General features: G+C 61.6%; 14 protein-coding genes. 4 read left to right on the forward strand and 10 right to left on the reverse strand.

What is annotated here, in order from left to right:
- Positions 1-101: 101 nt before the first annotated feature.
- The 7 genes from LG367_RS00100 to LG367_RS00130 form a co-directional block, all read right to left on the reverse strand.
- The gene (locus tag LG367_RS00100) at positions 102-950 is read right to left on the reverse strand and encodes a class I SAM-dependent methyltransferase (protein WP_226467184.1); all 849 of its coding nucleotides are present in this window, start codon (positions 948-950) and stop codon (positions 102-104) included.
- On the reverse strand, positions 947-1,450 hold the full coding sequence (locus LG367_RS00105; RefSeq protein ID WP_226467185.1) for an SRPBCC family protein: 504 nt from the start codon (positions 1,448-1,450) through the stop codon (positions 947-949). Before LG367_RS00105 ends, LG367_RS00100 begins: the two co-directional genes overlap by 4 nt.
- Positions 1,451-1,682: 232 nt before the next feature.
- Positions 1,683-3,401, reverse strand: coding sequence for a malate dehydrogenase (quinone) (gene mqo / locus LG367_RS00110; protein ID WP_264179735.1), 1,719 nt, complete (start codon positions 3,399-3,401; stop codon positions 1,683-1,685).
- A gap of 295 nt (positions 3,402-3,696) precedes the next feature.
- Entirely contained in the window at positions 3,697-4,617 is a 921-nt protein-coding gene (locus LG367_RS00115; RefSeq protein WP_226467186.1) for an MBL fold metallo-hydrolase, read from the reverse strand.
- 415 nt (positions 4,618-5,032) lie between these two features.
- A complete protein-coding gene (locus LG367_RS00120; protein WP_226467187.1) occupies positions 5,033-6,022 on the reverse strand; it encodes a hypothetical protein in 990 nt (329 codons plus the stop codon).
- Positions 6,023-6,534: 512 nt separating this feature from the next.
- Entirely contained in the window at positions 6,535-7,758 is a 1,224-nt protein-coding gene (locus LG367_RS00125; RefSeq protein ID WP_226467188.1) for a DUF6161 domain-containing protein, read from the reverse strand.
- Positions 7,759-7,921: 163 nt separating this feature from the next.
- The gene (locus tag LG367_RS00130; protein ID WP_226467189.1) at positions 7,922-8,554 is read right to left on the reverse strand and encodes a TetR/AcrR family transcriptional regulator; all 633 of its coding nucleotides are present in this window, start codon (positions 8,552-8,554) and stop codon (positions 7,922-7,924) included.
- A gap of 217 nt (positions 8,555-8,771) precedes the next feature.
- On the opposite strand from LG367_RS00130, the gene LG367_RS00135 reads away from it, so the two are divergent.
- The gene (locus LG367_RS00135) at positions 8,772-9,311 is read left to right on the forward strand and encodes an O-methyltransferase (RefSeq protein WP_226467190.1); all 540 of its coding nucleotides are present in this window, start codon (positions 8,772-8,774) and stop codon (positions 9,309-9,311) included.
- Positions 9,312-9,448: 137 nt separating this feature from the next.
- On the opposite strand, the gene LG367_RS00140 is transcribed toward LG367_RS00135, so the two are convergent.
- From LG367_RS00140 to LG367_RS00150, 3 genes are all read right to left on the reverse strand, one after another.
- A complete protein-coding gene (locus LG367_RS00140) occupies positions 9,449-9,757 on the reverse strand; it encodes an EF-hand domain-containing protein (protein ID WP_226467939.1) in 309 nt (102 codons plus the stop codon).
- A gap of 71 nt (positions 9,758-9,828) precedes the next feature.
- Complete coding sequence (locus tag LG367_RS00145; protein ID WP_226467191.1) at positions 9,829-11,034, reverse strand: DesA family fatty acid desaturase; 1,206 nt, start codon at positions 11,032-11,034, stop codon at positions 9,829-9,831.
- Positions 11,035-11,167: 133 nt separating this feature from the next.
- Positions 11,168-12,061, reverse strand: a complete 894-nt coding sequence (locus LG367_RS00150) for a CHAD domain-containing protein (RefSeq protein ID WP_226467192.1) — start codon at positions 12,059-12,061, stop codon at positions 11,168-11,170.
- An 86-nt stretch (positions 12,062-12,147) separates the two neighbouring features.
- On the opposite strand from LG367_RS00150, the gene LG367_RS00155 reads away from it, so the two are divergent.
- From LG367_RS00155 to LG367_RS00165, 3 genes are all read left to right on the forward strand, one after another.
- Positions 12,148-12,993 carry an ABC transporter ATP-binding protein gene (locus LG367_RS00155; protein ID WP_226467193.1) on the forward strand — a complete coding sequence of 282 codons (846 nt, stop codon included), beginning with the start codon at positions 12,148-12,150 and terminating at the stop codon, positions 12,991-12,993.
- Positions 12,986-13,813, forward strand: a complete 828-nt coding sequence (gene mutM / locus LG367_RS00160; RefSeq protein WP_226467194.1) for a bifunctional DNA-formamidopyrimidine glycosylase/DNA-(apurinic or apyrimidinic site) lyase — start codon at positions 12,986-12,988, stop codon at positions 13,811-13,813. The genes LG367_RS00155 and mutM overlap by 8 nt, the downstream gene beginning before the upstream one ends.
- A 100-nt stretch (positions 13,814-13,913) precedes the next feature.
- Positions 13,914-14,687 (forward strand): DNA/RNA non-specific endonuclease, encoded by a 774-nt coding sequence (locus LG367_RS00165; RefSeq protein ID WP_226467195.1) that lies wholly within the window; start codon positions 13,914-13,916, stop codon positions 14,685-14,687.
- Positions 14,688-14,694 lie beyond the last annotated feature (7 nt).

Below are 14,694 nucleotides of genomic sequence, written 5' to 3' on the forward strand. Positions count from 1 at the left end.
CTCCCGCCATACTCGGAATCAACGCCGAAACAGGATCAATCCGCTCGCGTGCGGGCGAAGGAATCCGGGATCACCCGGGTACGGGCAAGCGAATATCGCTCTTAGAGGCTGCGAAACACGGCGAGCGTGTCGGCGCTCGACACGTCGAGCCTCTCGAGCCATGGCTCACGCGCCACGATTTCGGTACATGGCCCAAGCGTGCAGATGCGGATCTCGCGGGCAGGGGCCTCCCACTTGAGGACAGCTAGCATCTCACTCAGCATCGCCCCCTTGAACGGCGTGTACAGATAGAACACCGTTCCCGTCGACAGATCGGCTTCGCGCGCATCCTGCTGGATGAACGTCACACCGGGCAGATTCAGCTCGTTCGCGCAACGCCGCGCGCAATCGACGTAAGCCGCTTCCCACTCGATGCCGATACAGCGGGCGCCCGTGCAAATGGCGACGAGAAGCGGAACATGCCCCAGGCCGGATCCCAGATCGATCAGCACATCCCGCTCGGAAATCCCGGCGCGGCGAATCAATTCAAAAATGTAGCGCGCCGGAGTCGGTTGATAGAACACCATCTCCTCGTGCGGTTCCGCGACATCGGAAGCGGGAGCCTCCAGTTGCAGAACACCGGCGAGCAGCGCATCGAGATGGTCATAACGCTCGCCATCGACTCGAAGCTCCTCAAGCGCATCGGAGTCGATCGCGCGCGCCCATTCGAGCAACGTCTCCGCACCCTTGCCGCGCTGTATCTCTTGGCGCATTGACTGGTAGAGCCGCTGGTTGGCCTCTTCAAGCTCAGCGGAAAGGATTTTTATCCGTTCCTGATATTCCCACGGCGCGCCCACGAGATAGTTCTCCAGGCGATCCAGCACATCCAGGCGCTGGCGCAGCTTATCCGGCTCGAACAAGGAGCGATCGCGCTCCAGTTCGCTCATCCAGGCATGCAGTGTTTCGGTCACCCTTCGGCAATCCTCGCGGTCTCGCAAAACTGCTTCAGCATCATGAGCGTGACGTCCCAATAGAAATTGAGATGGCCGTACACCGCCTGGTCAGCCAGATTGCCGAGCACGAGCACCAATCGCGTACCGTCCGCCAACGGCGCCAGGGAAAACGAGAAGATGGCGTGATTCCCGGGAACATCCGGAAGCACTCGCCGCGAGAGCGTACTCCAATGAGTGTATCGAAGCATGCGTTCTGGCTTGAATGCCTGCACGACGCCTCGATTCTCAAACCGCAATCTGCCATGCAGAATGCCGCGCAGCACGATCGGGCCGCCGATCTCCCAATGCGTCTCCACCTCCAGCGGCTCGTCGGACATCCATGCCGGCATGACATGCGGATCGGTGAGCGCGCGCCAGACGAGCGATGGCGGCGCGTCGATGTCGATGGTCTTGGTGTTCGTGTCCGTAAGCTTGGGGTCGGTTGTCATCATGAAATATCGAGTGTCTGCGGCACGCACTGATGAGCTTGGTCGTGATGAATCCATGCAGCGGCAACCGCAAACCAGCACCGACGCCTATCCACCGCTAAATGGTTGCGCCACCACGGTCACGAAGCACATTGACAACCCAAACAGTCGAAAAACAATGGCGGAGTCTTGTAGGCATCGAATACGAGCCCGCCTGGACAATCAGCATCCAAGCGCGTCGCGCTGCCAGATCGCGATCAGGCAGCGCCTGCCTCGCAAGGCATCAGAGCGACTGCATCTCCTTGTTGCCTTCCTCGCGCTTGTCCTCCGGCACGATTTCGGGCTGGGGCTGCACCTTCGGTTCCGCGGCAGGAGTCGGTTGTAGACCGGCACCCGGCCCCTCGGGCACTTCGATGAAAGGCAGCTGCAGTGTCTGGCTGGTCATCCGCCGGATGCGGTTGGTCAGCACCGCGCTCTTGTTGAGCTCCTGACCATAGCTGGGGACGATGTCGGTGATGCGCGTCCGCCAAGGCCCTTCCATCTGTGTGGGGAAGGCTTGCGCCAACAGCTTGAGCATGATCGGCGGCGAAGTCGATGCGCCGGGCGATGCGCCGAGCAGGGCCGAAATCGTGTGGTCCTTGTCGGTGACGATTTCCGTGCCGAACTCCAGCGTGGTCTTCCCCGTCTCGGGATTGCGCTTGATGATCTGCACGCGTTGGCCCGCGGTGATCAACTGCCAGTCCGCGCGCTTGGCCTTGGGGAAATACTTGACCAGTTCGGCCTGCCGATCATCGTCGTCCAGCGCGGCTTGCTGCATCAGGTACTTGACCAGATCCAGGTTCTCCTCGCCGACACGCATCATGCCGCCCACGTTGTCGTGGTTGACCGAGGAGTACAAATCGAACCAGGACCCTTCCTTGAGGAACTTGGTGCTGTAGAGCGCGAACGGGCCGAACAGCACCACCGGCTTGCCGTCGAGCTTGCGCGCATCGATATGCGGCACGGACATCGGCGGCGATCCGGTTTCGGCCATGCCATACACCTTCACCTGGTGGCGATTGGTGATGGCCGGATCGCGGAACGCGAGAAACTGTCCGCCCACCGGGAAGCCGGCGTAGTTCTTCGATTCCGGGATGCCGGACATCTGCAGCAGCTTCAACGCGGCACCGCCGGCGCCAATGAAGACGAAGCGGGATTTGATCGTCTGCTCGCGCCCGCTCTGCAAATCCTTGACGGTCACATCCCAGGTCTTGTCGTCATTCTGGGACAACCCGCGCACCTCGTGCCGCACATGCAGCTGGAAGTTGGGACTCTTGCGCAGGGCGTCGGCCAGTTGATGGGTGATCACGCCGAAGTTCACGTCCGTGCCGAGCGGCATGTAGGTCGCCGCGACCTTCTGCTTGGGATCGCGCCCTTCCATCACCAGCGGCGCCCAGCGCTGGATCTGCGCCGGATCGGTGGAAAACTGCATGCCGTAGAACAACGGATTCTTGATCAGCGCGGCGTGGCGCTTGCGCAGATACTCGATACGATCCTCGCCCCAGACGAAACTCATGTGCGGCGTCGGATTGATGAAATCCGTAGGCTTCCCCAAGCGCCCGTCGCGCACCTGATACGACCAGAACTGCCGCGAGACCTCGAACTGCTCGGCGATGCCCACCGCCCGCTTGGTCTCGATCAATCCATCCGGCAGCTCGGGCGTGTAGTTGAGTTCCGCGAAGGCCGAGTGGCCGGTGCCCGCATTGTTCCAGCCGTTGGAACTCTCCAGCGCCACATCGTCGAGCCGTTCGTACAAGTGGATTTTCCAGCCTGGCTCCAGCTCCTGCAGGAACGTCGCCAGCGTGACGCTCATGATGCCGCCGCCGACCAGCACCACGTCCACCGGACGTTCGTTCTCCGCCTCCGGCGAGGCCGGCTTGTAGAGCGGCCAATAGAGGAACAGCACCGCGCCCAGGACCAGAACGACCACGACGCCGACGAACCACTTGAGAAACCGTTTCATGATGCTTGCACTCCGCTCATCGGCCACATCCCGGCTGGGCCAAGACCCGATCCACGACGCATGTTCGCACATGCGACGCGGCAGGACCGGGGGCGATTGCGGCCACGCACCGGACTCACCGTATCGCCTGTTTCAAGGCCGCGACGATGCTGGTCCCCTGGCTGTTTCGCGAGAGTGAATGTTGCGGCGATGCGGCCAACACACGTGTATCGAGCACGCCATCACGATTGCGATCCTGACGATGGAGGATTCCGGTGTCTCACACGGTGCTCCGGTTCACTGGACTGCTTCAGCGTCAGAAGTCCCAGAACACTGGAACCCATCGGAAGGTGTCGCCATCGGCGGCCACACGACCCACGGACGGGAACGGCAGGTGGGTCGCCACCAGCATCTCGCCGGTGCGGGCCAGATCCTTCAACAGTGCAATGCGCACGCGCGCCGCCTCTTCCGGATCATGCTCGAAACCGTTGTACCAATTCGGCTGCTCGAAACCGACCGCGAACACCGCATCACCGGCGAAGGTCAGCGCTTCGCCACCGGAAGCCAGACGCACCACGCTGTGACCCGGCGTATGACCGCCGGTGCGGCGAATGATCACGCCTGGCGCCACTTCGCGTTCGTCCTCGAAGGTGTGCACGCGATCGCTGTACTCGGCCCAGAAGTGCTTGGCGGTCGCGCGCAGCGCGTCCGGGAAACCTTGTGGCATGTTGGTGTGGGTGAAGTCCGGCGACTTCCAGAACTCCACTTCGGACGCGGCGATGTGGATGCGCAGATCCGGACGCAGACGCTCCTTCACGCCATCCACCAGCAGGCCGCCGACGTGATCCATGTGCATGTGCGTGATCACCACGTCGGTGACCTCGGCCAGATCGATGCCGGCCGCACCCAGCCGATGGATCAGTTGACCAGCGCGCGGCAGATGCAGGTCCGGGTCCATGCCCAGGCCGGCATCGACCAGAATGGTGCGGTCGCCGCTATGCACCACCATCGCGTTCAACGCCCAGTCGAACGCATCCTGCGGCAGATACATCTTGTCGAGCCACGCCGCGCGTTCGGACGACTGGACGTTGTGACCAAGCATCTGGGTAGGCAGCGGCAGCACGCCATCGCTGACCACCAGCACCTCGATATCGCCCACCTTCAACGCGTAACGTGAGGGAACGAGTTCGTCGAGCGTCGACGTGGCGGGAGTTGCGGTGTTTTCCAGACTGAACATGTTGGGATCTCCACAAGGGTTGGCTGGCGGGCAGCAATACGGGCTGGCGCTGTGCAGGTCGGATGATTTGCTGACCGACTCGAACAGTTCTGATGCTCGCCTTCGCGCGACGCAGGGCACATCGTGGAAGCCCGGCCGGGACAGTGCGATGGTTCGGTTGAAGGCGAGGTCCTCCGCCGGGAGCGTTGGACTCAGACCACGGCAGGGCGCCGTGTGGGATCAGCGTAGGTAACGCGAGGGAAAGACAGTAGACCCGTGCGGGGGCTCACGGTGTTGCCTTGTGGGCAGCAATAGGGACGGAGGCTGGCGAAGGGCTGGACCCGCTGAATGTCATGCGCGGCTCTTGAATACGGAAGCGAGCATGCGAACATCAGCTAACGAATAAATCATGCCACGCAGTAAGACCAGCACTGGCTTAATCAAGCGCTAGGGAGAAATCTCGGTTGACCTTGAATGAATCGAGCTTGGATATATGACCTTGGTTCTGATGATAAGTCAGAATCTTGAACAACTTAGAGATCTGTAACCTAGAGCCCGACAATAGCCAACGGACATCTCTCGATCTTGTCGAAACCCAAATTGTGATGTCACTTGCTATTTGCGAGCTGTCTATAGGGCACGAGAGATCCAGGAGATCCGAGAGCGCATCTGGGCTGATGATCTTGGCTGTTACCACTACAAGCAAATCCGAGCCTGAGAGTCGCTGGCTCCCTTGCTTGTAGCACCAAGTGGGAGCGTCTGGATACTTGGCTTCAACTTGATTTTTAACCTGTAGAGCGGCATTGTTGATCAATCCAAGTGCTGCAAGGAAGTAGCCCTCATCTATTGGCGCGAGCTCGTCGACTTTGAAGCCAGAAGTTGGGTATTTATGCACATACTGCTCATCAACATGTCCAGCGCGATGAACGTATAGATGCCTTCTATCGTGTATCTCTTCCAATAACTTCGAAGATGTATTGGCTTGAGCGACTTCAACGCCAAGCTTTGATCTATAAAATTTCTTGATTTCGCGAAATCCAGCACTCGTAAGCTGTCTTAATGTCTTCTGCATCAAGAATGATTTAAGAGACTGTTTTTGGTCAATGGCTAGCAACTGCCTCTGCGTGATTTCAACTACTTTGTCGCCATCAATCGTATCATCTGATCGCTCTGAGACTTCTTCTAAGGTGTCGATCAAAAAGGCTTCGAACATTGCAACTAATCTTATGAGCAACGTGGATCTGAGTAGTTGCGGATAAACATCCTTGGAATGGAAAGTGAGTACTTTGAGAGGGCGTTTGACTGTCTGCTTTGTGAGTGCGATCTCTACTAGAGCATCCCTCTGAGCTGGGTCGCGAAGACGACGACGCCCATCTTCATACATGAGATTGTAGGAGTGGGCAGTTACGTCGTAGAGCAACCGCATGCGACGTGCAGATCGATAAAATATTCTGTACGACTCGAGTCTCATGAGTAGATGTTGTGTGTCTTAGTTCAGTGAAACGGCGAAGCGGCCCGATCTGAAGCAGCCGTTAGTGCCTATGCAGACTCATCTGCAATGCGCATGATAACGCCGGCGATAGACTTTAGCGGGGCCTTGTCCCGGCAGAGACTTTCCTTGAAATTCCGGGTCATAATGTAGTTGTGATAGCGCATGGCGAACTCAAAAGAAGTTGGCGAGATGTGCTCTCATCGCACGCCTTTGTTTGAGTTCCCCGCTCAAATTTACCGCGACTTGTTCGGGGTTCCTGCGGCTTGCTGCTTCGGGTTAGGCCTCCGGGACGACGCCATCCTAGGCACCCTGCTCCAAGTTAAAGCGGATTTCGCTCCAATCACGGGTAACGACTGCATTGCGTTGTCGGCGGAATTGCTTCGGTAGTCAAACCTACCAAACGTCCGCTCTGGGTCGAAAGCGGCCATGGACGGTAAAGCTGCGTCCTACTTCGGATTTCGTGTAACGAAATCCATCCAGGAAGGCGGCAATCCTTCATCCTTGACGATGCCGTCGCTCGCTGGACGAAACAGCGCATTCAAGATCAAAGCTCTTTCACCATCCTCAGTCAACTGAGCACCCTCAATCAGAGACAAATAGGTCTTCAACATCACCACACGCTCCGAGGCGTCACCTGCCAGGTGTACGTGGCTTAGAAAAATACGAACTACCAAACGCACGGCCCATACCGCGAAAACTGCGACTAAAGCCAGCACAGCGACTCTCCAATGATCAGGGCTCTGCCCGGGGTGGGTAACTGCCAAGAGAGTCTTAATTTCTGCAGCCAGAAACCACGCGCAGCCACCAATGGATAAGAAGGCCAATACACCAGAACCGGTTGCAATGCAGCGATGCGCGAAACGCTTCTTGGTCCAGTACTCAGCTGGAGCCCTCAACGCCATACCTTCCTGAAACGCGCGACGAATACCCTCCATGTCTCGCTTATGGCTTTTCGCCTGTTCTGAGAATGAGTCATTCCGCCCCGCTTGCGAAACTTCAAACACCTCCTTCTGGGTAGCCACGAGATCTTCCAACTCAGCTGTCAATGACTGGTAATTTCGATGGAGATCGTCAAGGACTACACTTCGTTCACCAATGACACCTTCAAGCCTCGCGCGAAGCTCTTCAATAGATTCCTCGACCGCCTTTATCTTGCTCTTGGACGGACCCAGTGGACCATATTTGTCAACGATAGCTTCGAGCAGACCTCTCCAGGCAGAAAGCTGTCGCGGTTCGTAAGTTACTCCATGCTGATCCAGAATCGCGCTGACATAGAAGCTTGCTGCCAAGTCACCATGATCAGCCCGGATCGCTTCGATGCGCTTGAACCGGGGCGTACTCGTGTGAGGAAAGGCTAGATCGATGTAGATCCGCCGAATCAAATCCTGAGTCGCTTGGAGCTGGTTCTTCGAGTGGGCAGCGTTACTTTCCCGGTGCTGCATTGCTTCGTGAGCGCGGTGCATAGCGCTCGAGATTTCACTTATAGCATTACGAATGACACCATCGTGACTGCCGAAACTTTGGGCGTTCACCCACTGCCAAGCGCTACCCTCTTTTTGAAGCCAAGTAATAAGACTCTCTATCGTCGAAGGCGCTAGCTTCCCGCCATTCGCACCGAGGTCTATCTCAAAGATCGGCTCATCATTTGCTGGACTGTACTCAGTAGACATCCTCATTCCTTGGTAGGCCACTGATTCATAATTACTCTACTCAATTTTGAGTGCGAAAGCGCTGGAATTGACGGAGCCAGAAGTGGGGCACCAGATACGTCCACTTATTGGTCGCGAATGAATACCACACGCATCGAGCCAAGCTTGCCTGCCTTCACCCGTCTCAGTCATTCTCGAGACTTTCGATGTAGGCGCAAAACATGTCGGACAAGGCATCGGCATAGGCCTTGATCTCCGCGGGAGTCCTCGGGCTTTCCGAGAAACTCGCGCCCACCGCACTTAGCGTCGTCGTGATCAGGTCGCCGACGAGGGCGCGGGTCGCTTCCGAGGCGGATGGCAACGCCTCCTGCATGAAGGCCTGGAAAGCGCGGTCTCCGGATGCTCTCGCTTCCCGTGCTTCGGGCGCATCGCGATAGAGCGGAGCCGCATCGTTGAGTGCGATGCGCATCTTTGCTTCATCGCATTCCGAACGGATGAAGGCATGGACCAAAGTGCGCAATCGTTCGAGCGGCGGCTTGCTGGTGTCTTCGAGAATGCCGATCCACAACTCGGCCGTCTGTCGCCATTCGTCGCTCTGGAGTCGAAAGAGGATCGCCGCCTTGTTCGGGAAGTACTGGTACAGCGATCCCACGCTGACGCCGGCCTTCTCGGCGACACGCGCAGTGGTGAAGCGCTGTGCGCCTTCCTTCTCCAAAACCTGAACTGCCGCTTCCAGGATGATGGAAACCAGCTCGTTCGAGCGAGCCTGTTTGGGCTGTTTTCGCAGGGAAATCTTGTGTTTTCGGCGAGTGGTCATGACGGCGTTGATAATGCGAATAGCGAATCTGACGAATTAGTCGCATTCTAATTCGACGCGGATATTCGCGCATTTCATACCGGAAACCGACATGTCACTCCTGACATCAGCTCCGCTTGCTCCCTTGCTGGATCGTTTATTCGAAGAGGCCGCCCGGGCATCGCCGGCGACGAGCTCTGTGGTGGCCGCGCTCTCCCGCGAGGAGCGGGAACGCTGGATGCAAAGCAAGACCGAATACCTCGACTACTACAGCCGCATGAAGGATTTACCGCTTCCCGTCTCCAGGGAAACGGGCACGCTGCTCTACATGCTGGCGCGTGGCTGCGGCGCGCGCACGATCGTCGAGTTCGGCACTTCGTTCGGCATCTCCACGCTGCATCTGGCCGCGGCCCTGCGCGACAACGGCGGCGGTCGCCTGATCACCACCGAGTTCGAGCCGTCAAAAGTGGTGCGTGCCCGGGAGAATCTAACGGCCGGCGGCCTCATCGATCTGGTGGAGATCCGCGAAGGAGATGCGCTGCAGACGCTGAGCGCCGATCTTCCGGAAACGATCGATCTGTTGCTGCTCGACGGCGCCAAGGGACTCTATCCCGAGATCCTGAACCTGGTGGAGAGCCGTCTCAGGCCGGGTGCGTTCATCGTCGCCGACAACGCCGACTACAGCCCCGATTATCTGGCGCACGTGCGCTCGCCCGCGAATGGTTATCTGTCCACGCCATTCGGCGAGGACGTCGAGTTGTCGATGCGCATTGGTTGAAGCGGCGTGAGTGGCCGCGACCGGGTTCGGAGACGAGATCAAGGAAAGTCCGCCGATCGAACGCTCCAGGCAAACTCGGGTGCCCGTCGGTTATCTGTTCCGCTTCTGAAGGCGCGCAGGCCGCGCACGCGCAACCGTCACTGTGGCGGCGCGGCCAGCTCGCGTGAATCCAGCGCCCCGTCATGATTGCGATCCTGGCGGGAGAAGGTGTCGGCGATGCGCGCGCGATGATCCTCGCGCGACACCGGCTTGCCCTTGCCGCCCGGAAGCTCGGCGCCACTGAGCTGGCCGTCGTGGTCGCGATCCATGGCGTCGAAGGCGTAGCTCATCCAATCCTGATATTCGGCCAGCGAGACGCGGCCATCGCGATCGGTGTCCATGCGCGAGAGATAGTCGCCGGTGGCTTTCACCTGCGCGTGCGCGGTGCTCGTCAACAACAAGAACATCAGCAAAGGCACGCCCACGAAAAAGCCCGGCCAATGGCCGGGCTTCGTGCGTGCGTCGCGTGCGCGCATGCTTACGCGCGAGCGGTCAGCGAGTAGCCCTTCAAACGCGCCGAATATTCCTGCAGGGCGCGGATGCCGCTGGCCTCGGCCTCGCGGCACCAGGCCTGCAGGTTGTGCAGGGATTCGGAGGCGTTGTGGGTACGCGCTTCGAGCAAGGCCGACAGGCGGGCACGATATTCGACCAGGGTGCGGATGCGCGGACGCTGGGCCACCCAGGTGCGCAGCTGTTCGCGCGCGTCGGGCTTCAGCCAGCGGCCGTCGTCGACCATGCCCTTGCGCAGCTTGCGCGGCAGCAGCGCGCGCAGCTTGGCGCCGGCGGCACGGGCTTCCTCGCGCAGGGCCGGCGTCAGCACGTTGCGCTGGTAGTCGGTCATGGCCTGGAAGCGGTGGGCGAGCAGCGCCTTCATGGTGTCGCCATCCGGCACGTGGATGTTGGGACGCACATCGAGCGAGGGCGCCACGCGCAGCACCTTGGCCAGCTTCACCTTCTCGAGCAGCTTGATCGCGGCCCAGCCGATGTCGAACTCCCACTTGCGCAGGGCGAACTTGGCCGAGCTGGGGAAGGCGTGGTGGTTGTTGTGTAGTTCCTCGCCGCCGATCCACACGCCCCAGGGGGTGAGGTTGGTGGCGGTGTCGGTGGTCTCGAAGTTGCGGTAGCCCCACCAGTGGCCGAGGCCGTTGACGACGCCGGCGGCCCAGAACGGAATCCAGGCCATCTGGATCGCCCAGATCGCCACGCCCTTGAAGCCGAACAGGGCGAAGCTGACGAACAGCAGGAACGTCGGCCCCATAGTGGCGAACGGGGTGTAGAGGTGGCGCTCGATCCAGTCGTTGGGCGCGCCCTTGCCGTACTGCTCGATGTCGGCGCGCTGGGCGCGCGCTTCGCGGTACAGCTCGACGCCGCGCCAGAAGACGGTCTTGATGCCCTTGTACATCGGGCTGTGCGGATCGTCCTCGGTCTCGCACTTGGCGTGGTGCTTGCGATGGATGGCCACCCACTCCTTGGTGATCATCGAGGTGGTCAGCCACGTCCAGAAGCGGAAGAAGTGGTTGAGCACGGGATGGAAGTCGACGCCGCGGTGCGCCTGGCTGCGATGCAGGTACAGGGTCACGGAGAAGATCGTCAGCTGGGTGGCGATCAGGAAGTAGATCACCAGGGTCCAGGGTCCGGCCTGCGTGAGGCCGCCGGCGAGGAAGTCGAGCAGAGAGGTGGGCATTACAGCTCCAGGAGCACGGTCAAATGACGACAGCGGATGGACAGACCTATAGGGCCGCCGAGTGTCGCATGGACATCATGCCATCGACGTGACGCTTTTCAATCTGTGCGTCGGGGTACGGTGGTAACGGGATTCAGTCCCGTTTTCGGCGATCCCGCGTAGCGGGGATCGGCGCCGGTTCGACCGCGCGCTCGATGGCGGCGATGCGGCGCTGCTGCTTGGCCAGGGCGACCTTGGCGTAGTGGCGCAGGGCGGCGCGGTCGGCCTTTTCGAGCGGCAGGCCGCCCTTGGCCTGGTCGAGCAGGAGCCGCAGGTCCTGCGCGACGCCGAGCTGTTCGGCCAGGGATTTGTCGAAGGCGCGCGGGGCGGGAAAGGCCAGGCCCGCGGCCTTGGCGGCGCGCAGCTGCTGCGACAGGCGGCGCATGCGGCGGCGCCAGCGATGCCAGTCTTCCTCGTCCCCGCTGGCATGTACGCGCGCGTGCGCCCGGTCGGCGCGGGCGGCGCTGTCGGTCAGGGCGCGCTGCAGACGGGCGGGCTGGAGGGCGGCCCAGGGCAGGGCGTCCAGGCCGGCCCGCAGCACTTGCAGGGCTTGGCGGCGGGCGGCCAGGGCGGGGTCGGCGTCGAGTTCGGCGCGCAGCCGATCCGCCCGCCGCTGCGCCGCGACATGGCGGACGCGGCGCAGCAGGGGGCGCGTCTCCGCGTCCGGATGCTTGGCGATGCGGCGGTCGAGGGTTTCGATCAGGGCATGGGCGTCGCGCAGGGCAGAGAGACCACGATTCACGCGGGCGAGTTCGCGAACCAGCAGACGGGCGCCGTCCCCGAGGTCCTCGCCGCCGAGGAGCAGCACCGCCCGGGTGCGCCGCAACCCCTTGCGGGCATGGTGCACGCCCGTATGCAGGCGATGACCGTGCCGCGCCAGACCGGCGATGGCGGCATCGAGCTCGGCGGCGGCATAGGCGCGCAGGGCCGGACCCGGAGACTGGCCGGAGGGCGGAGGGGACGCAGCGGTGGCCGGTTTGTTTCGCATGGAAGCGATGCCCGTCGATGGCGACTGGCGATCCGAAGTCTAATAGGGATGTTGGGATTCCCCATCCGCGCCTTCATCTCCCAGCCATGCCCGCCGATGCCACGCACCTCCCCGCTCCACCGCTGATCGAACTGGATCACGCCAGCGTGATGCGCGGCGCCCGTCTCGCGCTGCGGGATGTGTCGCTGCGGATTCCGCTCGGCCGGCACACCGCGATCCTGGGGCCGAACGGCTGCGGCAAATCGACGCTGATCAAGTTGATCACGCGCGAGCTGTATCCGCTGGCGCACGACGACGGACGCCACGCGGTGCGCATCCTCGGCATGCATTTGTGGGACGTGCGCGAGATCCGGACGCAGCTTGGCATCGTCACCGGCGCGATCCATGACGATCTGGCGTCGCTGCCTGGCTTGCGTGTGGAAGATGTTGTCCTTGGCGCCTTCGAAGCCCGACTGGCGGCGCCGGAACCGCAGACAGTCACCGCCTCGATGCGCGATCGCGCACGCGAGGCGCTCGCGCGCGTGGACGCGCTGCCTCTGGCCGAGCGCGAATACGCGACGCTGTCGACCGGCGAAGCGCGACGCGTGCTGGTCGCGCGCGCGCTGGTGCATGCGCCGCGCGCCCTGTTGCTGGACGAACCGACGACCGGGCTGGACTTGGTCGCCCGCCATCGCCTTCTGCAGACATTGCGCGCGCTCGCCCGGGACGGCATCACGCTGGTTCTGGTGACGCACCATCTCGAGGAACTCATCCCCGAGATCAACCACATCGTGCTGCTGAGCGAAGGCCAGGTGCTGGACGACGGACCGCGCGAACATGCGCTGACGGCCGAGCGCTTGTCGCAAGCCTTCGGCGCCATACTCGACTACGACGATCGCGAATATGCCAGCGCCGTCGTGATCGATGCTGTCACGAGACCTGTCGATGCCTGAGTTGCCCGAAGTCGAAACCACCCGTCGCGGTCTGGCGCCGCACGTCGAAGGGCGACGCGTGCGCGAAGTCGTGCTGCGTCGGCCGGATCTGCGCTGGCCGATTCCGCGCGAGGTGTCCGAATTGCTGCCGGGCCAGCGCATCACCGCGGTGCGGCGACGCGCCAAATATCTATTGCTCGATACCGAAGTGGGCAGCGCGCTGCTGCATCTGGGCATGTCCGGCAGCCTGCGCGTGTTGCCGCCGAGCACGGCGGTGACGACGCACGATCACGTCGACGTCGCGCTGGATGCCGCGAGCGGATCACCTCGTCGCGTGCTGCGCTTCAACGACCCACGCCGCTTCGGCTGCCTGCTCTGGCAGCCGCCGGGAACGACACACGAACTGCTGCGCGATCTCGGCCCCGAGCCGTTGTCCGACGCCTTCGACGGCGAATATCTGTTCGCGCTCAGCCGCGGCCGCAAGGCGCCGGTGAAAGTCTTCCTGATGGACCAGCGCGTGGTCGTCGGCGTGGGCAACATCTATGTCGCCGAGGCCCTGTTCGCGGCCGGCGTGTCGCCGCTGCGCGCGGCCGGGCGCGTTTCGCGCGAGAGTTATCTGCGCATCGCCGAGAGCATCCGCCGCATCCTGCAATACGCGATCACACGCGGCGGCACGACGCTGCGCGATTTCCTCAGCCCGGATGGCGCGCCGGGTTATTTCGAACAGGAATTGTCGGTGTATGGACGCGAAGGCGAGCCATGCAAGACCTGCGGACGCGCGCTGACGCTGACCACCATCGGCCAGCGCGCGACGGTGTGGTGTCGACACTGCCAGCGCTGATGCGTCGACGTTTCGTCACCGTTTCGACAACAAGCTGTCATCTCGCTTTCTCATGAGAACGGCACGCTGCGGGCTCTGACCAAGTCCGCAGAGGTTGCTCGTGAACTCAGCCGCAAGATTGCTTTCGATCCTCGGACTCTGGCTCGCCGCGCATTCAGCGCAGGCCATCACCTGCGACAGCAGCACGAACGACGAGTACCTCGACGGCCGGCAGCCGGTGCTGCTCAACTCGGACATGAACTCGGGAACGCTGACGCTGTGCAAGCAGGAATACAACCTGTACGCCTCGAAGGTCACCGGCACCAATCTGTGGTCGGCGCAACACTTGACCGAGGCGCGCGTGCTCGGTGCGGAGTCGATCACCCGCATCGACATGAACTTCACCAGCGAGGCCGGCTTCCCGACCACGCATTCGAGCTACACCAACAGCGGCTACGACCGCGGCCACATGATGCCGGCCGGTGATGCCTCCACCAATACCGCGCAGAAGGAAACCTTCTCGATCGCGAACGTCGTGCCTCAGACACCAACGTTGAACCGCAACAAATGGCGCGTGATCGAGGAGACCGTGCGCGTGGTCGCCAAGAGCTATGGCGAGGCCTACATCGTCACCGGCCCGGACTTCGCCACCATGTCCACCACCATCAACAGCGGCAAGGTGGTGGTGCCGACGCAGACCTGGAAGGCGGTCTACGTGCCCGAAGCGCAGGTGGCGGGCGCCTACTGGTGCGAGAACACGGGCACGCCGACCTGCAAGCTGATCTCGATCAACCAGCTGAAGAGCGATGCCTTCGTCGATGCGTTTCCGACGCTGCCGTCATCGCTGCGCGATCAGACGTCCGCCGATTGGGAAGACATCCTGGTATTGCCCTAGGACATTT

The sequence above is a fragment of the Luteimonas panaciterrae genome, assembly GCF_020511115.1.
Taxonomy (GTDB): domain Bacteria; phylum Pseudomonadota; class Gammaproteobacteria; order Xanthomonadales; family Xanthomonadaceae; genus Luteimonas; species Luteimonas panaciterrae.

Bases quoted from the DNA above. Each gene is read 5' to 3' on its own strand.
- mqo (WP_264179735.1), bottom strand. From the start codon at position 3,401: ATGAAACGGTTTCTCAAGTGGTTCGTCGGCGTCGTGGTCGTTCTGGTC.
- LG367_RS00115 (WP_226467186.1), bottom strand. From the start codon at position 4,617: ATGTTCAGTCTGGAAAACACCGCAACTCCCGCCACGTCGACGCTCGAC.
- LG367_RS00120 (WP_226467187.1), bottom strand. From the start codon at position 6,022: ATGCGGTTGCTCTACGACGTAACTGCCCACTCCTACAATCTCATGTAT.
- LG367_RS00125 (WP_226467188.1), bottom strand. From the start codon at position 7,758: ATGTCTACTGAGTACAGTCCAGCAAATGATGAGCCGATCTTTGAGATA.
- LG367_RS00130 (WP_226467189.1), bottom strand. From the start codon at position 8,554: ATGACCACTCGCCGAAAACACAAGATTTCCCTGCGAAAACAGCCCAAA.
- LG367_RS00135 (WP_226467190.1), top strand. From the start codon at position 8,772: ATGCAAAGCAAGACCGAATACCTCGACTACTACAGCCGCATGAAGGAT.
- LG367_RS00140 (WP_226467939.1), bottom strand. From the start codon at position 9,757: ATGTTCTTGTTGTTGACGAGCACCGCGCACGCGCAGGTGAAAGCCACC.
- LG367_RS00145 (WP_226467191.1), bottom strand. From the start codon at position 11,034: ATGCCCACCTCTCTGCTCGACTTCCTCGCCGGCGGCCTCACGCAGGCC.
- LG367_RS00150 (WP_226467192.1), bottom strand. From the start codon at position 12,061: ATGCGAAACAAACCGGCCACCGCTGCGTCCCCTCCGCCCTCCGGCCAG.
- LG367_RS00155 (WP_226467193.1), top strand. From the start codon at position 12,148: ATGCCCGCCGATGCCACGCACCTCCCCGCTCCACCGCTGATCGAACTG.
- mutM (WP_226467194.1), top strand. From the start codon at position 12,986: ATGCCTGAGTTGCCCGAAGTCGAAACCACCCGTCGCGGTCTGGCGCCG.